Source organism: Pseudoalteromonas sp. 0802 (assembly GCF_013350085.1).
Lineage (GTDB): Bacteria > Pseudomonadota > Gammaproteobacteria > Enterobacterales > Alteromonadaceae > Pseudoalteromonas.
This window is the reverse complement of record NZ_JABVXE010000003.1, coordinates 327381-349165: the sequence shown is the minus strand read 5'-3', so window position 1 is coordinate 349165 and position 21785 is coordinate 327381. Positions and strand designations below refer to the sequence as shown.

The 21785-nt window shown below is 41.1% G+C and carries 19 protein-coding genes and 5 tRNA genes; 5 read left to right on the top strand and 19 right to left on the bottom strand.

Annotated features, from left to right (window positions below; all coding sequences use genetic code 11):
- Positions 1 to 84: 84 nt before the first annotated feature.
- The 7 genes from clpP to HUS61_RS09265 all read right to left on the bottom strand — a co-directional run bounded on the left by clpP (position 85) and on the right by HUS61_RS09265 (position 3201).
- Positions 85 to 702, bottom strand: coding sequence for an ATP-dependent Clp endopeptidase proteolytic subunit ClpP (gene clpP, locus HUS61_RS09295; RefSeq protein ID WP_054562075.1), 618 nt, complete (start codon positions 700 to 702; stop codon positions 85 to 87).
- Between the two features lie 273 nt (positions 703 to 975).
- The gene (tig, locus tag HUS61_RS09290; RefSeq protein WP_054553149.1) at positions 976 to 2280 is read right to left on the bottom strand and encodes a trigger factor; all 1305 of its coding nucleotides are present in this window, start codon (positions 2278 to 2280) and stop codon (positions 976 to 978) included.
- 410 nt (positions 2281 to 2690) lie between these two features.
- Positions 2691 to 2767 (bottom strand) — tRNA-Pro (locus HUS61_RS09285).
- Between the two features lie 38 nt (positions 2768 to 2805).
- Positions 2806 to 2882, bottom strand: a tRNA-Pro gene (locus HUS61_RS09280).
- Between the two features lie 16 nt (positions 2883 to 2898).
- Positions 2899 to 2974 (bottom strand) — tRNA-His (locus HUS61_RS09275).
- Positions 2975 to 2997: 23 nt separating this feature from the next.
- Positions 2998 to 3074 (bottom strand) — tRNA-Arg (locus HUS61_RS09270).
- Between the two features lie 50 nt (positions 3075 to 3124).
- A tRNA-Pro gene (locus HUS61_RS09265) sits at positions 3125 to 3201 on the bottom strand.
- A 341-nt stretch (positions 3202 to 3542) separates the two neighbouring features.
- Between HUS61_RS09265 and folD the strand changes: the two genes are divergently transcribed.
- The gene (folD, locus tag HUS61_RS09260; RefSeq protein WP_054553151.1) at positions 3543 to 4397 is read left to right on the top strand and encodes a bifunctional methylenetetrahydrofolate dehydrogenase/methenyltetrahydrofolate cyclohydrolase FolD; all 855 of its coding nucleotides are present in this window, start codon (positions 3543 to 3545) and stop codon (positions 4395 to 4397) included.
- Positions 4398 to 4448: 51 nt separating this feature from the next.
- Here the strand turns inward: folD and HUS61_RS09255 are convergent, their stop codons facing one another.
- Positions 4449 to 5333: a DMT family transporter gene (locus HUS61_RS09255; RefSeq protein WP_175082395.1), complete on the bottom strand. Its 885-nt coding sequence runs from the start codon at positions 5331 to 5333 to the stop codon at positions 4449 to 4451.
- A gap of 136 nt (positions 5334 to 5469) precedes the next feature.
- Positions 5470 to 6849, bottom strand: coding sequence for a cysteine--tRNA ligase (gene cysS / locus HUS61_RS09250; RefSeq protein WP_175078544.1), 1380 nt, complete (start codon positions 6847 to 6849; stop codon positions 5470 to 5472).
- A gap of 177 nt (positions 6850 to 7026) precedes the next feature.
- Here cysS and HUS61_RS09245 point away from each other — a divergent pair, with 177 nt between their 5' ends.
- From HUS61_RS09245 to HUS61_RS09235, 3 genes are read left to right on the top strand one after another with little or no spacing between them, the layout of a single operon-like run.
- Positions 7027 to 7518 carry a peptidylprolyl isomerase gene (locus tag HUS61_RS09245; RefSeq protein ID WP_175082394.1) on the top strand — a complete coding sequence of 164 codons (492 nt, stop codon included), beginning with the start codon at positions 7027 to 7029 and terminating at the stop codon, positions 7516 to 7518.
- Between the two features lie 54 nt (positions 7519 to 7572).
- Positions 7573 to 8307 (top strand): UDP-2,3-diacylglucosamine diphosphatase, encoded by a 735-nt coding sequence (locus tag HUS61_RS09240; protein ID WP_175078546.1) that lies wholly within the window; start codon positions 7573 to 7575, stop codon positions 8305 to 8307.
- A gap of 50 nt (positions 8308 to 8357) precedes the next feature.
- Entirely contained in the window at positions 8358 to 9155 is a 798-nt protein-coding gene (locus HUS61_RS09235; RefSeq protein WP_175082393.1) for a transporter substrate-binding domain-containing protein, read from the top strand.
- Here HUS61_RS09235 and HUS61_RS09230 read toward each other — a convergent pair.
- From HUS61_RS09230 to miaE, 3 genes are all read right to left on the bottom strand, one after another.
- Entirely contained in the window at positions 9148 to 11049 is a 1902-nt protein-coding gene (locus HUS61_RS09230; RefSeq protein WP_175082392.1) for a sensor histidine kinase, read from the bottom strand. The genes HUS61_RS09235 and HUS61_RS09230 overlap by 8 nt on opposite strands.
- A gap of 5 nt (positions 11050 to 11054) precedes the next feature.
- Positions 11055 to 13277, bottom strand: a complete 2223-nt coding sequence (locus tag HUS61_RS09225) for an EAL domain-containing protein (RefSeq protein WP_175082391.1) — start codon at positions 13275 to 13277, stop codon at positions 11055 to 11057.
- 219 nt (positions 13278 to 13496) lie between these two features.
- Positions 13497 to 14255, bottom strand: a complete 759-nt coding sequence (gene miaE / locus HUS61_RS09220) for a tRNA isopentenyl-2-thiomethyl-A-37 hydroxylase MiaE (protein WP_058586359.1) — start codon at positions 14253 to 14255, stop codon at positions 13497 to 13499.
- A 230-nt stretch (positions 14256 to 14485) separates the two neighbouring features.
- On the opposite strand from miaE, the gene HUS61_RS09215 reads away from it, so the two are divergent.
- Complete coding sequence (locus HUS61_RS09215; RefSeq protein WP_058586311.1) at positions 14486 to 15085, top strand: Yip1 family protein; 600 nt, start codon at positions 14486 to 14488, stop codon at positions 15083 to 15085.
- 82 nt (positions 15086 to 15167) lie between these two features.
- Here the strand turns inward: HUS61_RS09215 and purF are convergent, their stop codons facing one another.
- The 7 genes from purF to HUS61_RS09180 all read right to left on the bottom strand — a co-directional run bounded on the left by purF (position 15168) and on the right by HUS61_RS09180 (position 21779).
- Complete coding sequence (purF, locus tag HUS61_RS09210) at positions 15168 to 16694, bottom strand: amidophosphoribosyltransferase (RefSeq protein ID WP_054562087.1); 1527 nt, start codon at positions 16692 to 16694, stop codon at positions 15168 to 15170.
- A gap of 18 nt (positions 16695 to 16712) precedes the next feature.
- Complete coding sequence (locus HUS61_RS09205) at positions 16713 to 17207, bottom strand: CvpA family protein (RefSeq protein WP_036969851.1); 495 nt, start codon at positions 17205 to 17207, stop codon at positions 16713 to 16715.
- Positions 17208 to 17520: 313 nt separating this feature from the next.
- Entirely contained in the window at positions 17521 to 18174 is a 654-nt protein-coding gene (locus tag HUS61_RS09200) for an SPOR domain-containing protein (protein ID WP_175082390.1), read from the bottom strand.
- 11 nt (positions 18175 to 18185) lie between these two features.
- The gene (gene folC / locus HUS61_RS09195; protein ID WP_175082389.1) at positions 18186 to 19451 is read right to left on the bottom strand and encodes a bifunctional tetrahydrofolate synthase/dihydrofolate synthase; all 1266 of its coding nucleotides are present in this window, start codon (positions 19449 to 19451) and stop codon (positions 18186 to 18188) included.
- A 25-nt stretch (positions 19452 to 19476) separates the two neighbouring features.
- Complete coding sequence (gene accD, locus HUS61_RS09190; protein ID WP_055021719.1) at positions 19477 to 20352, bottom strand: acetyl-CoA carboxylase, carboxyltransferase subunit beta; 876 nt, start codon at positions 20350 to 20352, stop codon at positions 19477 to 19479.
- A gap of 158 nt (positions 20353 to 20510) precedes the next feature.
- Positions 20511 to 21305 (bottom strand): tRNA pseudouridine(38-40) synthase TruA, encoded by a 795-nt coding sequence (gene truA / locus HUS61_RS09185; protein WP_054553162.1) that lies wholly within the window; start codon positions 21303 to 21305, stop codon positions 20511 to 20513.
- A 141-nt stretch (positions 21306 to 21446) separates the two neighbouring features.
- The gene (locus HUS61_RS09180) at positions 21447 to 21779 is read right to left on the bottom strand and encodes a Na+/H+ antiporter subunit G (RefSeq protein ID WP_175082388.1); all 333 of its coding nucleotides are present in this window, start codon (positions 21777 to 21779) and stop codon (positions 21447 to 21449) included.
- Positions 21780 to 21785 lie beyond the last annotated feature (6 nt).

Below are 21785 nucleotides of genomic sequence, written 5' to 3'. Positions count from 1 at the left end.
ACTATGTTTAACTATATCAAAGAATATCAGTTTTCGCATAGTAAAGGGTCATAGCTAACAATACGTTATTATTAGCTATTCAGATTACTTCGAATCGCGGCTTGAAAATACTGAGTCAACTAGGCCGTATTCAACTGCTTCGCTAGCAGTCATAAAGTTATCACGGTCTGTATCACGAGAAACCACATCGAGTGGCTGGCCAGTATGTTCAGCCATTAAACGGTTTAACTTATCTTTAATTGATAAAATTTCACGAGCATGGATCTCAAAGTCAGATGCCTGACCTTGGAAGCCACCTAATGGCTGGTGGATCATTACACGTGAGTTAGGTAAACAAAAACGCTTACCTTTAGCGCCACCTGATAGTAAGAATGCACCCATACTTGCCGCTTGGCCAACACAAATAGTGCTTACATCAGGCTTGATAAAATTCATTGTATCGTAAATTGCCATACCCGCAGTCACAGAACCGCCTGGCGAATTAATATAAAGATAAATATCTTTTTCTGGGTTTTCTGATTCTAAAAACAGCATTTGCGCAAGAATCAAATTAGCCATGTTATCTTCTACTTGGCCAGTTAAGAAAATAATGCGCTCTTTTAAAAGACGTGAGTAAATATCATATGAGCGCTCACCTTTAGCTGTTTGTTCAACAACCATAGGGACTAGTGCGTTTAGAGGGTCTATCATACCGCTATTCATTCTTATTTAATTCCTTATCCGCTGCGACTCATCCTTACTATAAGGAAAGCACATTTATACTAATGTAAGTTAAGCTGTCTATTCAATCTTTATAACTATATAGGAACTTATCAGAACAAATTCAATCCTCGCCGAAAAAAGTTCTGAAATAACATCAGTATTGTTGGTTTTTTTGAAACTGATACCACAAACTAAAATGGCCCGAGTACGCTGTATAAATACAGGGTAACACGAGCCATTTAATCGCTAGCGAGAGCTTAAGTCAATGACTTATTAAGCACCTTGCTGTGGATTCATGATGTCGTCGAATGCTTTTTCAACGTCAGTCACGTTTGCTTTAGCTAGGATAGCTTCAACTGCTTGCTCTTCCATCGCTACGTTGCGCATTTGCTGCATAAGCTGATCGTTTGCTTTGTAGTACTCTACTACTTCAGTTGGATCTTCGTATGCAGAAGCTACAGTTGCGATTAACTCTTCAACTTTAGCGTCGTCAACTTTAAGCTCGTTCGCTTTAATTACTTCACCTAGTAATAGGCCAGTCTTAACGCGAGTTACAGCTTGCTCGTGGAATAATTCAGCTGGAAGCTCAGGCATGTTTTTAGCGTCGCCACCGAAACGTTGTGCAGCTTGCTGACGTAGTGCATCAATTTCTTGATCTACTAGCGCTTTTGGCACTTCGATTTCGTTGTTAGCTAAAAGACCTTTGATAGCTTGATCTTTAACGTTAGCTTTAACTGCTTGGTCAAGCTCACGTGTCATGTTCTTTTTAACTTCTTCTTTAAGAGCGTCAACACCGCCTTCAGCTACACCGAATTTAGTTGCGAACTCATCGTTAAGCTCAGGAAGTTCTTGAGTTTCAACTTTCTTAACAGTGATTGCGAAAGTAGCTGCTTTACCTTTAAGGTTTTCAGCGTGGTACTCTTCAGGGAAAGTTACTTCAGCAACAACTTCTTCGCCCGCTTTTTTGCCAACGATGTTGTCTTCGAAACCTGGGATCATACGACCTTGACCAAGTTCTAGTGGGAAGTCTTCAGCTTTACCGCCTTCGAACTCTTCGCCTTCGATAGAACCAACGAAGTCGATAGTTACACGGTCGTTCTCGCCTGCAGCTGCGTCAACTTCAGCCCAAGAAGCGTGTTGCTTACGTAGAGTTTCTAGCATGTTAGCTAGGTCTTCGTCAGTTACAGATACAGCTGGTTTTTCAACAGCGATTTTATCTAAACCTTGAATTTCAACTTCTGGGTAAACTTCGAAAGTTGCATCGAATTCTAAATCTTTACCAGCTTCTAACGCTTTAGGAGCGAAAGTAGGTGAACCAGCTGGGTTAATTTTTTCAGAAACGATTGCTTCGATGTAGTTGCGTTGCATTAATTCGCCAGCAACTTCTTGACGTACTGCAGCACCGTAACGCTTGTTGATGATAGACGCTGGTACTTTACCAGGACGGAAACCATCGATACGCTGGGTTTTAGACAGTTGTTGTAAGCGTTTTTTTACTTCAGTCTCAACGTTCTCTGCAGGAACGGTGATGGTCAGACGGCGCTCAAGGCCTTGAGTCGTCTCAACAGAAACTTGCATGATTTACCTCAATCTTCAATTTTGGCGACTGTTCGCCTTCCTTACAAACAAGGTGATCTCCATGAGTGATAGCAAGTTTTAACGCTGAATATTTCAACTTAAAACGGCGCATTGTAACCATGAGATACCATTGCTGCTTTGCCCCTATGGGCACTATGTTAAACAATAGACGCGGCATTATAACCTAATATTTATGATAGTCGAGTCTGGGGGGCAATTATTTGGCTTATATAGCAGCAATCAGCGTTTAAATGCGTAAAAAACGAACGCAACAAAATAACAAAGGAGAATTAAGCTGAATTAAAGGATGTATTTAGAAATTGAGAAGTGGTCGGCGATGCAGAATTTTAACCTGCGACTGAATTGGATATACCCAAACCAATCGTTCTTTGACCATAATTCGTTAAAAGTGGTCGGCGATGCAGGATTTGAACCTGCGACCCCTTGGACCCAAACCAAGTGCGCTACCAAACTGCGCTAATCGCCGATACTGAGAGAAGTTTTGAAAATAAAGATCATTCAAGATGGTCGGCGATGCAGGATTTGAACCTGCGACCCCTTGGACCCAAACCAAGTGCGCTACCAAACTGCGCTAATCGCCGATATCTTAGAGTAAATTGGGGTGACTGATGGGGCTCGAACCCACGACAACCGGAATCACAATCCGGGGCTCTACCAACTGAGCTACAATCACCACGGCATTTACATATTTTCAAATGGCGCACCCGGAAGGATTCGAACCTTCGACCAACGCCTTAGAAGGGCGTTGCTCTATCCAGCTGAGCTACGGGCGCATCGAAAACTTCATAAGTTTGCCTGTAAGCACCGCCTCTTAAAGAAGAAGTGGTCGGCGATGCAGGATTTGAACCTGCGACCCCTTGGACCCAAACCAAGTGCGCTACCAAACTGCGCTAATCGCCGATGCTTACCGTTGTTTGCGAGTGACCTCGTTAACAACGGGGTGCATAATAGTGATTTGACCGAGTCAGGTCAAACATTTTTTTAAGAAAATAATTCAATCGGTCACTTTTAGTTCATAATGGTTAAATATTGCAAATATAAGCTAAAATTTGAACTCTTTTTTATAAAGTAGCGCTTTATATAAGATTGCATCTTGGCGCTATGATGCTTTTCTGCGAAAATACGCAACATAAATAAATATGATCAAACAAACATGATTTGTGTATCCACGCCCCCTTTATTGGATAATCATATTTAGATGTATCAGTATCAAGTTAACTAACCCCAATTAAAGGTCACCCATGACGGCAAACATCATCGATGGTAAGGCAATAGCTAAACAAGTACGCAGCAATGTAGCAGAGCGAGTTGCAGAGCGTGTAGCGAATGGATTACGCGCTCCAGGACTAGCAGTTGTGTTAGTTGGTCAAGATCCAGCTAGCCAAGTGTATGTTGGTTCTAAACGTAAAGCATGTGAAGAAGTCGGCTTTGTATCTAAGTCTTACGATTTACCTGGCGACACAACTGAGCAAGATTTACTTGCATTAATAGATCAACTAAACGAAGACAAAGAAGTAGACGGAATTCTAGTACAGTTACCTTTACCTCAGGGTCTTGATGCTGAAAAAATTCTTGAACGCATCACACCACATAAAGATGTTGATGGTTTCCACCCTTATAACATTGGTCGTTTAGCTCAGCGTATGCCGGCACTTCGTCCTTGTACACCGAAGGGTATTATCACCCTACTCGACTCTACCGGTGTTCGCTACAAAGGTATGCACGCAGTTGTTGTTGGTGCGTCAAACATTGTTGGTCGTCCTATGTCACTTGAGCTTTTACTTGCAGGCTGTACAACAACGGTTTGTCATAAGTTTACTCAAGATTTAGAAACGCATGTTCGCCGCGCTGATTTATTAGTTGTTGCGGTTGGTAAACCTGAGTTTATTCCGGGTGATTGGGTTAAAGAAGGTGCTATCGTAATTGATGTAGGCATTAACCGCCTTGAATCTGGCAAGCTTGTTGGTGATGTTGAATACGATATCGCTGAACAAAAAGCACATTTCATTACACCAGTACCAGGTGGTGTTGGCCCAATGACTGTGGCAAGCTTAATCGAAAACACCCTTGAAGCTTGTGAAAAGTATCACAGCTAAGAAGAGCTAAATTATTGCAAAAGGCTGCCAATGGGCAGCCTTTTTTTGGTATTAAGAGCGCTGTAGTTTGAACTGCCTAAGCTTTAGCATCTGGGGGAGCACTGAAAACACAATCATCATAAACATTAATAGGTATTGCCAGTCTTGATATTGTTCGTTTATGAGTAAAACAGCGCATACGATTCCCGCGATTGGGTTAGCAATAGTGCCGAATGAAAACTCAGCCACAGTCATGCGTCCTAATAACCAAACATACAGAATATAGGCGATAGCGGTATTAGGCACGATTAACCAAAATAGCGCAGAATATTGCAGTGCTGAGATAGGCTTAAATATCACTTGGTATTGCTCTGGGTGAAGTAAACTGCCATCAATAAACGCAGCCAATAATAAAATAGTGCCGCCAATGATTAACTGCCAGGTAAGCACAACCCACCAATGAATATGCACCGACAAACTCTGTACTAAGGTGCTACCAATCACAATAGTCAGTAGGGCCCCAAATAAAGCAGTCACTCCCAATACATTTAATGACACGTGTGCTGGGTCAAACAACAACCACGCCAATACCACCAGCGCCATAGCACAGAATGCTTGAGTTTTTGCGGGGCGCTGCCCTTTAGTAAGCCAAGCATATAACAAAGCCACAACCGGCACAGACACCATCCCTACTCCTGCTATAGCTGCAGGAAGGTTTACCGCCATGATAAAAATAAAGGCAAAAAACAGCGCGATATTCACAGCACCTAGCGTTAACAAACTTGGCCACTGCGAACGGGTTGGCAAACTAGGTTTAATCAATAAAAGTAATAACCCTGCAGGTAATGCACGTAATGCGCCTAATAAAAGTGGCGGCCAATCAGGTGTGGCATATTTGGTCACTGCATAGGTGGTGCCCCATAAAAAGGCGGGGATCATGGCAAGTAAAATATTCAATGTCTGTCCTTGTTAATACGAAGAGATGGCAAGGTAAAAGCTCAAGTACAGTTGAGGTCAATAGCTATATTGATTAATAACAAAAAAGGTTGCCTCGTTGGCAACCTTTTTTAATGAATCATGATTCGATGAGTAGTTAGGCTTTACGCCATGTTGTTTTACCAGCCGAATCTTCAAGTACCACACCAAGCGCATTCAATGCATCGCGCGCTTCATCAGCTGCCGCCCAATCTTTACTTGCGCGGGCTTCGTTACGTTTTGCTATTAACGCTTCGATATGGGCTACTTCGTCGTCAGCTTGGCCACCTTGCAAAAAGGCTTCTGGGTCTTGTTGTGCAACGCCTAGTACCTCTGCAACACTGCGTAGTACATAAGCTAGCTTACCTGCTTGCTCTGTATCGCTGTCTTTAACACGGTTTAGCTCTTTTGCTAATTCAAATAATACTGGTAGTGCTTCAGGGGTGTTAAAGTCATCATCCATCGCTTTTCTGAATTTAGCCACATATTCATTGCTAGCTAAATCGCACTCGATTGGCGTTACGCCACGCAATGCAGTGTAAATACGTTCAAGTGACGAACGTGCTTGCTCAAGGTTTTCTTGCGAATAGTTAAGCTGGCTACGGTAGTGACCTGAAATTAAGAAATAACGAACTGATTCAGCATCATACTCTTTTAATACGTCACGTACGGTAAAGAAGTTGTTTAAAGACTTAGACATCTTCTCTTTATTAACCTGAACCATACCTGTGTGGATCCACGTATTAACGTACTTGCCGTTATTTGCACAGCATGACTGAGCAATTTCGTTTTCATGGTGCGGGAACTGTAAATCTGAACCACCACCGTGAATATCAAAGTGCTCACCTAAGTGCTTAGAACTCATTGCTGAACATTCAATATGCCAACCAGGGCGACCCTCACCCCATGGTGAAGACCATGACGGCTCTTCTGGCTTGGCTTTTTTCCAAAGCACGAAATCAAGTGGATCTTGCTTATCTTGTGCAACTTCAACACGAGAACCAGCCTGTAGCATGGTTAGGTCTTGTTGCGATAAAGCACCGTATTGCTCAAAGGTTGATACATCAAATAATACATCACCATCTGCAGCAACATACGCATGGCCTTTGGCAATTAAACGCTCAACCATAGCGATGATTTCATCCATGTGGTTTGTTACTGTAGGCTCAACATCAGGACGCAGCATATTTAAGCTGTCGAAATCTTCATGCATGGCTTTGGTCATACGAGTCGTTAGATCATTAATTGACTCACCATTTTCGTTAGCACGTTTAATGATTTTGTCGTCTACATCTGTGATGTTACGAACGTATTTTAAATCGTAACCGATGTGGCGTAGGTAACGAACAATGACGTCAAAACCAACAAAAGTACGAGCATGACCGATGTGACAGTAATCATAAATGGTGATACCACACACGTACATGTCGATTTTGCCATCAACAAGGGGTTTAAACTGCTCTTTTTGTCGCGTAAGTGTGTTGTAAATTTGTACCATTTATAAAATGTCCTTAACGGTGTTTCGAGATTCTCTATGGTAACACTTGCAAAGCCGCTGCTCTAGCGCTTTATCAATTGAATAAGCACTTTGTTAATCGTTTTAAACAAGCTCTTTGTTAATCAAAGACAACTACTATAAAATAGCCCCATTATTAAACCTGATATAGGAAACCTCATGGTTGTACTACACACAAACTTTGGTGACATCACTATCAAGATGCACGAAAGCGATGCACCAAACACAGTTAAAAACTTCTTAGAGTATGCGAATGCTGGCTTTTACAACGGTACTATCTTCCACCGTGTAATTGATGGTTTTATGGTACAAGGCGGTGGTTTTGAGCCGGGTATGGTTCAAAAAGAAGTAAACAACCCTATCGAAAACGAAGCAAATAATGGCCTTGCAAATAAAGTGGGCACATTAGCAATGGCACGTACGCCGGATCCACATTCAGCTACTGCGCAGTTCTTCATTAACGTTAACGACAATGACTTCTTAAACTTCAGCAGTGAAACATCACAAGGCTGGGGCTACTGCGTGTTCGCAGAAGTTGTTGAAGGTATGGACGTGGTAAACAAAATCAAAGGTGTTGCTACTGGCAGCGCTGGCTTCCACCAAGACGTACCTCTTGAAGATATAATCATCGAAAAAGTAACGGTTAGCTAATTTAATCGTTTAGTCTTTTTAAGCGGGCCTTTGCCCGCTTTTTTGCGAGTAACCATGAAACAAAGTTATTTTATTGCCGACCTCCATTTAACAGAAAACCGCCCAGACATCACTGCGGCATTTTTTGATTTTCTTGATAGCAAGATTATTAATGATGACGTTGATGCACTTTATATTTTGGGTGACTTTTTTGAAGTATGGGTAGGTGATGACTATCAAACTGACCTTTCAAAGAGTGTTGCCGCACGTTTAAGCCAAGTCAGTGAAAGTGGTACTGAGGTGTTTTTTATTCATGGTAATCGCGATTTCATTATGCGAGAAGACTATGCAAAAAGCGCAAGTATGACTTTACTACCTGAACAAGTTGTTATTGATTTATACGGTACTCCAACAGTTATCTTGCACGGTGATGAAATGTGCACTCAAGATATTGAATATCAAAAGTTTCGTAAAAAAAGTCGTGGTTGGTGGTGGCCAAAATTAATGCTTGCTATGCCGCTTTGGTATCGTAAAAAAATTGCCCGCAACGCCCGCGAAAAATCAAAACAAAGCCAAGCTGGCAAAGCATTAGAGATTTTAGATGTGACCGAAGATGCAGTGTTAGCCATGTTTGAAAAGCATCAGGTTACTAATATGATCCACGGTCATACTCACCGCCCTAATGTGCATCACTATAAACAAAATGGAAAAACACTAACCCGCACTGTACTGGGTGACTGGTATGAGCAAGGTTCATACTTAAGAGCTACTCCAGAGCAGCAAAAACTAGTCCACACGCCCTTTAAATAACCAATTTTTTAACTATGCTTTAACCAGTATTGTCAAAAAATGCATTATCTATGATGAGTCGGTTAAGCCTTTTATGTTGTTGTTTACTAATTAGCTTTTCAATCAATTGCCAAACTTGGCAATTGGTCACAGAGCCGTTTCCTCCTTATTTTATTGATGAGCCAAATAAGCCAGGCTGGCTGCACGAAGTCATCATCGCAGCACTGAAAACACAAAAACATCAAGCCACTATTGAATACACACATTGGGCTCGCGCGCTAAAGCTTGCCAAGCGCCATAAACGTGTCGCAGTGCTAGGTGCTTTTTATACAAAGCAAAGAGCGAGATATTTTACATATTCACCTTCATTAGCAACCGCACATACTGTGTTATTCAAACGTGTTGATAGCAAAATAACTTACACTGGCTCTTTGTATTCATTAAAGCCATATACAATCAGTAAAGGTGAAGACTATGTGGTAAGTGAGCAATTTGAGCACCACCCAAACCTTAGCGTGACAACCACAGGTAGCTTGATTGAGAGCTTGTTGCTATTAAAGCATGGTCGTGTTGATTTAGTTGCAGGCACAAAAGAGGTTGCCTTGTATTGGCTCGATAATAGCGAGCGCTTACAGCAAGCAAAGCAAACAGAATTAGAAATAGTTACCCCCTATCTTGCTACTCAACACTTATATGTGATTACTGATAAAAATCACCCTCAGGCTGAGCTTTTTCAGCAAAGTTTATCTTTAGGTCTTAAAGCAATTACGGCGTCAGGCAAGCTTTTAGAGATACTGAAGCATTATGAACTGAATGAAAAAGAAATTAGTCACATTACGCAACTATATGAAAAAACCTATGCTAACTAATTTTGTTCTTTTTCAAGCCTGGCAAGGTAATCTTAAACTGGGTTGCGATGCCTTCAGGTAGGTCTTCCTTTGCAACTAGCTGGATTTTTCCGTTAAGAACACTCGTAACCCACTCATGAACAAGGTACAAACCTAATCCTGTATGACCATGGTTTCTAGATGTAGTAACAAAAGGGTCAAATAGGTTGCTGCGTAGCGAGTCATCAATCCCACAACCATTATCAGAGACGCTAATACAAAGCTCACCTTGTTGATTTAAATAAACATGCAATTGAATAAGCTTGTTATCAAGTTCATCAAATGCGTGAGAAATTGCATTAACGATTAAGCTCTCGATAACCTGAGAGATAACTCCAGGGCGACCAATAATGTCTTCTTTGACATCGATTTTAGTTTCTATAGATACTTTTGAAGCTTTAAAGCGGGATTTTAAACCTAGTAGTAGATCATTGATGACTTTTTCGATATTAAAGCTAATGTATTGATCGTTTGAGCGATCATGGGCCATCTCCTTGAAGCTTTTTACATGATCAATTGCCTTTTCTAAGTTTACTTGAGAGAGCCTTAAATTATCGGTAACTTTTTCTACGCTTGATTCTAAAAATTGCTTAGTGAAGCCTTGGTCTATTTTATCTTTAAGTTGTTGATTAATTAATTGCGCATTTGATAATGAAATAGCCGCACCGCCCAATGGTGTATTCATTTCGTGGGCCACACCTGCCACCATTAAACCGAGTGATGACAACCTTTGTGCTTCAATAAGCTCACCCTGTAATTGATGCTGCTGTTTTATGTAACGTTGTAATTTAGTATTGGCTGCTAACAGCTCCTGCTGCTCGTGCTCTAAGTGTGCTCTGGCTTTAATAATCTGACGTTGGTCACGATAACTGCGTTTCAGATATAAGCCAGAAATTGATATCAAGCTTACAGCACATGCAAAAGCAATAAAAAAAGACCATAAAACAATCTCGTTTTGCACCGAATCATCAGCCTTTACCAGTACAATAATATCGTTTGCACCATTTGCGCTATTATTACCTAAGGTCATTTTTAAAAAGCTAGTTGCATGACTATGCGATGCAATAAGATCCTGAGATTTTGGCAGCTGGGTGATGACTTGCCATAATTGGCTATCTTCGTTACCGAGTGTCAGCATCGACTTTTCTCGCATAAACCCCCATTCTTTATCTTTCTGTGGGTGCAACAACCAATAGCCTTCACCATTAATTAATTGTATTTGTGCTTGCATGGTACTGAGTGACTTTATTTGCTGTAGAGTTTTCGACAGGTCAAAATTGACAACAATTAACCCGTTTAGAATAAAGCTATCGCTTATGGTTCGATAAGATGCTCTTAATGTTGGTTCATGTGGTGTAACAACTGCGCCGCGCTCGACATTTAAATCTATTGGCGTGATATAAACGTCCCCCTTACTGTACTCCATCCCCTCGGTAAAATAATAACGACTACTTTTATTTTGTAGCTGTTGTTTTGGTACTAGCTCTGCTTGTCCTGCCTTAAAGTTAACCCGATACCTTTCTTGGCCTTGACTATCTAGCCAACGTATTTGAGAGATGTTTTCTGCAGCTAAACCAAAGTTCACAAAATGGGTTTGTACTTGTTGCTCTAGCAATGCGCTATCATCACTTTGCTTTAATATGTCATCGGCCACCAGCAACTTAACTACTTTACGTACATCACCAAGCTCCCTGCTTAGGGTATTGTGGGCTGCAAGTAAGGTGTTATCTTGTAAAAGCGTGACATTACTTTTTTGTATTTGGTATTGCAGTAAATAAACCATAGCGCTTATAAATAAGCTGCCAATGACAATAACCACAAATTTTATAAGTAGCCTTTTCTTTAGTAACTCATATTGGTGATTTACTTCTACCATAATAGTTAGTTAGACCAACCCTTTAGCCACTGCAATGCATCATCATAAAACATGGGTTTAGCGTAATAGTAGCCCTGCCCTATGTTACACCCAGCTTCAATAAGCCAGTTGTGTTCGGCTTCTGTTTCAATGCCCTCTGCAGTTACTTCAAAGCCGAATTTTTCTGCCAGCAACATTATCATTTCGATAATGTGTTGGTTAGATTTTGACTCTTGAATATCGGTTACAAAGCAGCGATCTATTTTTATTATCTGCGCAGGAATTTCACTAATATGGGCAAGTGACGAATAGCCAGTACCAAAGTCATCGATACTAATTTTTATACCCAAGCCCGCAAAACGACATAAACATGTATTGATCTTTTCATAGTTAAAAATCGCTTGAGTCTCTGTTACTTCAAGCTCAAGTAACGAGGGTGAAATGCCATATTCCTCAATGCGTGCTGCAACCTCAACAAAGTAATCATCGGCTAACAAATCAAACGTCGATGCATTAAACGCGATTGGCAAACTAACGCCCTGCTCTGCAAATTGCTTAATCGTTTGCATTATTTTATCGAAAATAAGTTTATCTAACTCACTGATTAGCCCTGCAGTTTCGGCAAGTTCAATAAACTCATCGGGTCTGACAAATGTTCTATCATCTCTTTGCCATCGCGCCAGTGCTTCAAAGCCAATCACTTTATTTGTGGTTAAATTAACCTTGGGCTGTAGCGCTACTTGGAGCTCTTTGTTGCGTATTGCAGTGCGTAGCTCTTGCATCAATTCATAGCGCCGTGTAATAGCTTTGGTATTATCTAATGTATAATAGAGCAGCTCAGCTCTTTGTGTGTTTTCTTCGTTGAGTGTCGACTCTGCAAGGTTAAAAATTTGCTCAGCGCTATGTTCTTCAAAGGCGATTAGCTGCATGACTAAAATACGCACATCTAAAAACTGCCTTACTCCATCAATTTCGAAAGATTGTCGTTTCAAAGAGTCAACAATACTCTCATCTTCAAATGCATGGCTTGACACTAAAACGCCTAAACTATCACTTTTGAATACGGCGATACGGGGGTGATACGGCGCTAAGGTATGCAAAATATTCTCGCGCATTTTGAGATGTGTTTTTTTACAAAAGTCATGACCAAACCGAAAAGACTTTTCGTCAAACTGAAGTATCTCAAACACCACTAACTGAGTTTCAGCTTGTTCGTATTTGTTCATATTATCGATTTCGCGCTGGAGCCAGTTCCTGTTGGGCATGTTTAGCGTTATATCGGTGTAAGCAAGTTCAGTAAGCCGGTTCATCAGTGCAATATTCGAAAAGCCTGTACTGACATTTTCACTAAATACCTTTAGTAAAAATACATTATGCTCGTCGATGGGAACATCTGATTTAACAATCGTGATGTAATAGCTAACATCAACATCAGCGGTATCAAAATAAAAAACACTGTAATGCTCAGAAAACACATGCTCTTTTTTATCTCTGGCTAAAATATACGATTGCTGTGCTTCTTCACTGAGCACATCAGTGCTGAGCTCTTTACCATCAAGCCCTCTGTAACAACCGACACTAGTAAGAACTTTTGGGTGTTTATCAACATGCTTTTCATTGCCAACGCATAATACGCCGCCTCCCTTAGATAGATGCAAAATTTTACCTATTTCATCTAGCACCGCATGAGAAAATGCACGTATGTCGTGTTTACTATTAATGCTTCTTGCCGCATCAAGTACTAACTGCAGTCCTTGTTTGGCATTTGAGATTTGCGAAATATATTGATACGTACGAAGATGGCTACTAACGATAGATTTAAGTTTATCTACCGTCATGTCAGACTTATTCCAATATTCGTCAATATCCAGCGATTGCATTACTTGCGGTTCAGGGGCAAAGCTTGGCTGCCCTGTTAATAGCACTATGCGTATATCGTTGTTGCCTAATACGTGGCGAATAGTATTCACAAGTCGTAGGCCTGAATCATCTTCTTCCATTACCACATCAAGAAATACAATAGCGATGTCTTTGTGACGCGATAACACAGACGATGCCTCAGACACTGAATTTGCCGTTAATACCTCCAGTGACTCATTGTTATCTAGAGATATGGCATTAAAACTGTTTAGTAATGCTTGTTGGTAGTTTAAGTCATCTTCAACCGTTAAAACTTTCCATGTTTTTTGGGCATACGTTTGTTCAGAAGCATCTCCTTTAAACTCGAAAGGCACATTAGAATCACGCATGACTTCTCCTTTTAACAACTTATGATTCTATTTTACGAATGTTAATAGCAACCTAGGTCAAAGGTAGTGCAAGATTTTAAAAGGTACAAGTTATTCACTAAAGAGATAAATGAATAAGTATTAGAAAAATAATGGGAATTAGTTAAAATCTAACTAATAAAAGGCTAAGTTTGGCAAGATAAATAAACTAGAGCGCCAAACAGGCGCTCTTTGTGGTTTTTATGCTGGTACACCGCTGTGAAACTTAAAGTCTTCATCTGGGGTTGAAATAAGCTCAGCTTCAAGTTGACCAAAAAATTCAACACGCTCAGTAATATCAAACTCACTGATTTCTTGCGCAAGAGTTAAATAATCTTGGTAATGACGCGCTTCAGAGCGCAGTAGTGAGATATAAAAATCACCTAAGCGTTTATCAACATGCGGGGCTAATTTAGCAAAGCGCTCACATGAACGAGCTTCGATGTAAGCACCTATAATTAACTTATCTACCAAGGCATCTGGCTCGTAAGTTTTTACATGGCGCAGCATCCCTTTGGCATAACGGCATGGGGTAATGCTTTTATATTCAATACCGTATTCATCCATGATCTCAAGAACTTGATAAAAGTGATGTAACTCTTCTTTGATTAGCATCACCATTTTATCAATGAGATCTTGCCCATAAGGTGAATTCGATTTTGGGATCATTGATTTAGTCAGCTTGTTTTTATCTGCAAGCTCACGCCAATCCCCTTCACGCTTATAAATAAGTGTTTCAAATGGTTTTAACCACTCAAGCAACGCATCACTACTTTCTTTATCAACCGCGTACTTACGAATTAAAAACATAGCAGACTGAGCTGCTTTTAATTCACAGATAAGATGGTCGATTAAAACCACATCTAAGTTTTCTTTTTTGGTTGCCGCAGCAATCCACTCATCAGGCGTTTCGCACTTTAAAAAAGAATGAATGGGTGCTAACAAATCAGAATAAGGCACTGAATAACTTCTCATCAAAAATCTTAATTCGATTTTATCACATAAATTAGCCCGCATTCCATGACCCACATCAGTGCAAAGTAATTTTCTATATGCACTAAAGAGTTACATTTAATCGACTATTTCGATTATTTCAGCTTCTTGACAAGATTTAATTACTGAACCATAACTTAATCAAAGCTGTACAAAAATAAAACAGCTCATATTCCTTTTTTACAGGGGCAATGATTATGATTCTAAACCACTTATGGGGCTTATACGCTCACCCACTCGAAGAATGGCAGACAATTGATAACCGTCACGAAAGCTTGCGCTATAGCTTATCGCACATTTTATTAATAGCCTGTATTCCTTCAATAATGGGCTACTATTCATCTGTTTATTTGGGCTGGAGTATTGGCGCAGGTGAGGCAGTATATTTAACCCATGATAGTGCATTACTTATCGCGGTTGCGATGTACTTTGCACTAATTGCGGGCGTTTTCGCACTGGCATATTTAGCTCATTGGATGGCAGTGACCTTTGGTGCAAAACCCACCTTTACACAAACCCTAGAGCTTGCAGCTTATACAGCAACGCCAGTATTTATGTCTTCATTTGCGGCATTCTTACCTGAACTATGGTTTGTGGTGTGTGTAGGCCTTGTAGCACTGGCCTACTCAGTTTACTTACTCTACACAGGGGTGCCAATTTTAATGCACATTCCTGAAGAGCGAGGTTTTATCTATGCCAGTTCAGTAGTCACCTGTGGGCTGATCTTACTGGTAATTATTTTAGCTGCCACAGCTATTTTATGGACTAACGGAATTGTCCATCCTATGTTTACTTAAGTTCATTGTTATTTTCCTTTCTTTCCATAAACAAAAAAGGAGCTGTAAAGCTCCTTTTTTATACCAATCAAATCGAGGCTGATTAATCAGCGCTGTTTTCTTCTTGGTTATGTAACTCTAAACTTGCTGACATCGCATTTTCACGAGTTGATTTCGCCGAATCATTACGTAAACGGTCAATGTGGTTTAGGTAATCTTGGTCGATATCACCAGTGATGTATTGACCATCAAATACTGATGTTTCAAAACGGGTGATTTCTGGGTTTTCTTGGCTTACTGCTGAGATTAAGTCATCTAGCGATTGATAGATAAGACCATCGGCACCAATGCTTGCGTTGATATCTTCAACTTCACGGCCATGAGCAATTAGCTCAGCTGCCGATGGCATATCAATACCGTAAACGTTCGGAAAACGAATCTCTGGCGCTGCTGAAGCGAAATAAACGTTCTTCGCACCTGACTCACGAGCCATCTCAACGATTTGCGCTGACGTTGTACCACGCACAATAGAGTCATCAACAAGTAATACGTTTTTACCTTTGAACTCACGGTCAATGGCATTCAGTTTTTGACGAACTGACTTCTTACGCATTTCTTGACCTGGCATGATAAACGTACGGCCAATGTAGCGGTTTTTAACAAAACCTTGGCGGTATGGCAGGTTAAGGGCTGATGCAATCTCAAGTGCTACGTCACATGATGTTTCTGGGATTGGAATAACCACGTCGATGTCTTTGTCAGCCCATTCACGTGCAATTTTCTCACCTAACTTAGTACCCATGTTTACACGTGTTGCATAAACAGACATACGGTCAATTGTTGAATCTGGGCGCGCAAAGTAAACAAACTCAAAGATACACGGCGAGTAAGTTGCTTTTTCAGCACACGCTTGCGAGAAAAGTTGACCATCTTCAGTTACGTAAATTGCTTCACCAGGTGCAACGTCACGAACAAACTCAAAGCCATCTGTTTTTAAAGCAACGCTTTCTGATGCAAACATGTACTCAGTACCATTTGCAGTTTCACGCTTACCAAATACTAATGGGCGAATACCGTTCGGATCACGAAACGCAACAATACCGTGACCAATGATCATTGCAATTGTTGCATAACCACCGGTTACTTTATTATTCACTTCAGTTACCGCTGTGAAGATATCTTCAGCATCAAGTTTTAGCTTATTCGATTTACTTAATTCATGGGCCATGATGTTAAGTAAAATTTCAGAGTCAGATGTTGTATTAACATGACGGCGAGCTTCTGAAAATAATTGCTGCTTTAATGCTTCTGCGTTTGTTAAGTTACCATTGTGCGCAAGTGCGATACCAAATGGCGAGTTAACATAGAAAGGTTGCGCTTCAGACGAGCTAGAAGAACCAGCTGTCGGGTAGCGAACATGGCCAATACCAATTGTACCTTGCAGACGTTTCATATGGCGTGTATGAAATACATCTTTTACAAGGCCATTGGCTTTACGTAAGCTAAACGTGTTGTTTTCAATGGTAATGATGCCAGCTGCATCTTGACCGCGGTGTTGCAAAACAGTTAAGCCGTCATATAACGCCTGATTAACAGGAGAAGTTCCGACTATGCCAACGATACCACACATTAAATTTATCCTCGCCGATTAACGGTTTACAGAATTTAAAAAGCTCGAGTTGTTTTCGAGGTACGAGAAGAACCACTCAACAACAAAGCCAAATTCTGGAATCAAAATAGAGTTGCCCCACCAATGCGTATTAGGTGCACCGGTAAAAGCATCAAGAAAGAAGAGTAACGCGCTTACGACCAACACGCCACGAAGAGCACCAAACACTATGCCGAAAACACGGTCTGTGCCAGATAAACCAGTACGTTGTACAAGTTCACCTAAAATATAGTTTAGTAACCCACCCAACAGGAGTGTCGCAAAGAATAATATGGCTATTGCGGCTGCATTTCTTAAAAGGGGTTCTGAAATACTTGTTAGGAAGGATGCTAAATATTGGTAAAACAAACTAGAGATGATAAATGCGCCAGCCCATACAGCTAATGACATTGCTTCTTTTACAAAGCCACGTATTAAGCCGATGATAGTGGATAGTGCAATAATGCCAAGTATGGCGTAATCAACCCAGATCATAAGAACCAACTAGTCGTTAATTTGGGGCGCATTCTATACCCAAACCACCTGTGGATGCAAGAATTCAGCATGAGATAAAACGCATTTAGGCAAGGCATTGATTGTAGGGAATGGTGTCCCCTTGTCAAAATCAATAACGCAGAATAAATGCGTTTTAGCCATGCCCTTCGGGCGCTTCACAGGGCTTCCACTACTGTGTTATGGCAATTTGAAAGGTACCTACATTCCTGCATCGCCACGCCTTGTATTGAAAACCCTGTGATAGCGCTGAATCATGGATCTACAGGTGGTTTGGGTATTTGGAATTGCCAGATCATTTTGTAATTTCAAATTGAGTAACTTTGCCATTTAACTTGGTTAACTGCTTTAACTCAGGCAGCTTACTTTCTAACTCTTTCTTGCTAAGTGAAGGACCTACAAAGACTTTTGTCAGTGTGCCGTTCGGGGTTTTGATTGGGCGAGTGAAGGTTTTGAAACCATTCGCTTTTAATTTTTCTTGTAGTGATTTCACATTAGGTGCGTGAGAAAAACTGCCCAGTTGAATAACATAAGCCATTTGTGTGAGATTCTCTTCTGGCTTACGGGTTGGCTCAGGCGTTTTAGCAGCTGGCTTGGCAGGCTCTTGCACTGCAACTTTCGGCTCAGCTTTGTTAATTACCGGCTCATCAGTTGAAGCTTCAACCATTTGCGGTGTAGTATCAATTTGCTGGGTTTCATTTGCGACAAGATCAGCATCGTTTGATTGCGTATCTTCAACCGGGATTTGCGAAGGTTGCTCGGCAGAGGCGACTTTATTATCAATCACCTCTTGCAAGTCTATCGTAGTGAACTCAGGGCGTTCAGGAATAGCTTTAAAGCCTTCTTTATAATGAACCTTCTCACCATCCAAAATGTTTGGAATGAAGACAATAGCCGCCACAACCACAATCGTGGTGCCTACTAAGCGATTAATAAACCCTGCGTTCACCGATTTCCTCTCTATTTTTTAAAGTAATTGATGGCTGCAGCCACAGTTATAAACGAACCGAACACAATCACTAACGTGTTTTCATCAACATTTGGTAATAACGTATCTAGCGCAGTTTCAACACTCTCATAGTGCGTACTAGGCGCTGTTGATGTGGTTTCGGCTAGTGCTTTAGCAAGATTCTCAACTTTGTCGCCACGAAAACAATCTAAGCTTGCTAACGACCACTGGTCAACAACATTTGCCACGGCCGACATTGCAGCCACTTTATCTTTATCTGCAAGCATAGCGACTAATGCATGAATTTTAAACCCTTGATCTTTATACACGCTTAATTTGCGTGCCAAATATCTAGCTGACTCAGGATTATGTGCAACATCGGTAAAAACAAGCGGCAGTTGACTTAACTGCTGAAAGCGCCCTTCTACAGTTAGATTCGCCAAGCAATCACGCACTTGTTGCTCACTTGGCAATAGCTCAAGTTTTGCAAGTAGGGTCAACGCAGTTGCTGCATTTTGACAAGGGATAGCGGGCTTAGCTAAGCGCCAATCGTTACCTTGGTACTGCCAGTTAAAGCCTTCATTATCTTCTGTGAATATGAAGTCACGGCCTGATAGAACCATATCAGCGTTAATTTCATTACCATAATCAGTCACTGTATGCGGAATCGCTAAATCGCCAACAATAGCCGGTGTATTGGTACGGAAAATACCGGCTTTATCATACCCAACAAGTTCACGAGTATCACCTAGGTATTCTTTATGGTCTAAATCTATGGTGGTGATCACACAAGCATGTGGGTTCACGATATTAGTCGCATCAAAACGGCCACCCAGCCCCACTTCTAGCAGCACATAATCAACAGCGTGACGTTTGAAAATAGCCAGTGCGCCTAAGGTACCGTACTCAAAATAAGTAAGCTGCGTGTCACCACGGCCTTTTTCAAGCATATCGAAAGCATCAACATGGAATTGATCGTCAAGCTCTTGGCCATTAATACGTACGCGCTCGTTGTAACGAATAAGATGCGGCGAAGCATAAGTACCCACACTGTAACCCTGTGCAAGTAATAAACTTTCTAGGCAACGGGCTGTAGTCCCTTTACCGTTGGTGCCTGCAATTAGGATTATTTTGCTTGATGTATCGAGTAAGCCGACTTGGTTTGCCACGCGTTCTACGCGCTCTAAACCCATTTCGATATTAGCAGGATGGACACTTTCTAAATAACAAAGCCAATCATCAAGGCTTGATGATTGGCTAGGAAGGATTTCTGTCATAGCGTTTAATCAGTTAAGCTGAAATTTACGCTACTCTATGCTCTTGTTCAGTAGAAGGCAAGTTCATAAATTTCGCTAAGATACGTGCAAGGGTGTCACGCATTTCACGACGGTCTACAATCATGTCGATTGCACCATGCTCTAGCAAGAACTCACTGCGTTGGAAACCTTCAGGAAGCGTTTCACGAACTGTTTGCTCGATTACACGAGGACCCGCAAAACCGATAAGCGCTTTAGGTTCAGCAACGTTTACATCACCAAGCATTGCCAGTGATGCAGATACACCACCCATTGTTGGATCAGTTAATACTGAAATAAACGGTAAGCCTTTTTCGCTCATTTTTGCAAGTGCAGCACTTGTTTTAGCCATTTGCATTAATGACATAAGAGCTTCTTGCATACGTGCGCCGCCTGATGCAGAGAAACAAATAAGTGGCATGTCGTGCTCTAAACATTGATCTACAGCTTCAACAAAACGAGCACCTACTACTGACGCCATTGAACCACCCATAAACGAGAACTCAAAAGCAACAGCAGCAACAGGAATGCCTTTTAGGCGGCCCTTCATTGCTACAAGTGCGTCTTTCTCGCCACTTGCTTTTTGTGCTTGGGTAATACGGTCAGAGTATTTTTTAGAATCTTTAAACTTTAATACGTCTTTTGGTTCGTGCTCTGCACCAATTTCTTGGCGGTCAGCATCATCTAAAAAGTTTTCAAGACGTTTACGGCCACTTAAACGCATGTGGTGATCACACTTAGGACACACGTTGAGTGCTTTTTCTAGTTCTGCTTTATATAAAATTGAATCACAGTCTGTACACTTAGCCCAAACCCCTTCTGGGATTTCTTTACGACCTGATGATTTAGTCGTTTTAGGTAAGATTTTTTCTAACCAACTCATTTGCAACTCTCTTAATGCTGTTCTGTGTCGCAGTCTGTTTAATTGGAAACACTCGCTTGTGTTTCTGATAACAAATAAACAGACAGATTTTTTCAATTAAAACATGAATTACCCGCAGACGATATAAAAAACTGGTCTTAGTAGTAGTCTACTAAAGTCTAACTGTCTGAATCAGGTAAAAACAAAGGCCCTAATGGTGTTTTAGGAATGCCAAAATGTTCTGGGTAATCCACGTCAACTAAGTAAAGGCCAGCGGCTTTTGCTGTTGCACTTGCCTTAGCGCGCTCTTTTAAATCGAGTAATTCTTTTAACCACACAGGTTCATGCTTATGAAGACCAATGTCCATCAAACACCCGGTGATGTTTCGCACCATGTGATGTAAAAACGCATTGGCTTTAATATCAATGATCACATAATCACCTTGGCGTTTTACCGATAAATGGTGAATAGTACGATTTGCTGTATTTGCTTGGCAATGTAGTGCTCTAAACGAAGTAAAATCATGCTCACCTATTAAATACTGACAGGCTTCTTGCATTTTAGTTTCGTCTAATGGGTGATGAAAATGGGTCACCCCTTCACTCATAATAGCGCCGCGATAGGTGTAATTATAAATCACATAGCGATAGCGACGTGCTGTGGCACTAAAACGAGCGTGAAAGTCTTCGCTTACAGGCTTGGCAAAGCGAATAGCAATATCTTTTGGCAGTAAGGTATTCATACCCATCGTAAACGCGACCATTTCACGCTCAGCGTGAGTATCAAAATGGATCACCTGCCCGGTGCCATGTACACCCGCATCGGTGCGGCCTGCACAAACTATTTCGACTGGATGATTACAAATACGCGACAACGCCGTTTCTACTTCTTGTTGTACGCTATTGACGTGTGATTGACGTTGCCAACCACTGTAACGCGCGCCGTTGTACTCTACTCCAAGTGCTACTCGCATAATGCTCTATTTACCTACTGTACTAAATGACGGGGCATTTTATGCGATCTACGAGCGCAATAAAAGCCACTGTAGTAGATCACATTGTTCTGGTTACTCAGATATCACACCAATTCGCTTAACTATAGTTGCGAGCTGATATTAATCTTCTTCGATGTTATCGAGGCCCTTGGTGCCATCTTTAGCACGAAGCTTGTGGTGGATAGCTGATTTGATCAGCATATAGCCGCTAATAGGTGCGGTGATCAGTAAGAAAATCGAAATCAAAATTTCTTTCACACTGATGCTATCGTGGGTATAGCTAAAATACACCATGGCAGCAATTAACAATGATGCCATGCCAAGCGTTGTTGCTTTAGTTGGACCGTGCAGGCGCATAAAAAAGTCAGGCATTTTCACAAGTCCGATTGAACCTATAAGAATAAAGCAACCACCAATTAATAATAAGATTGATACAATCCACTCACTCATCATTCGTTA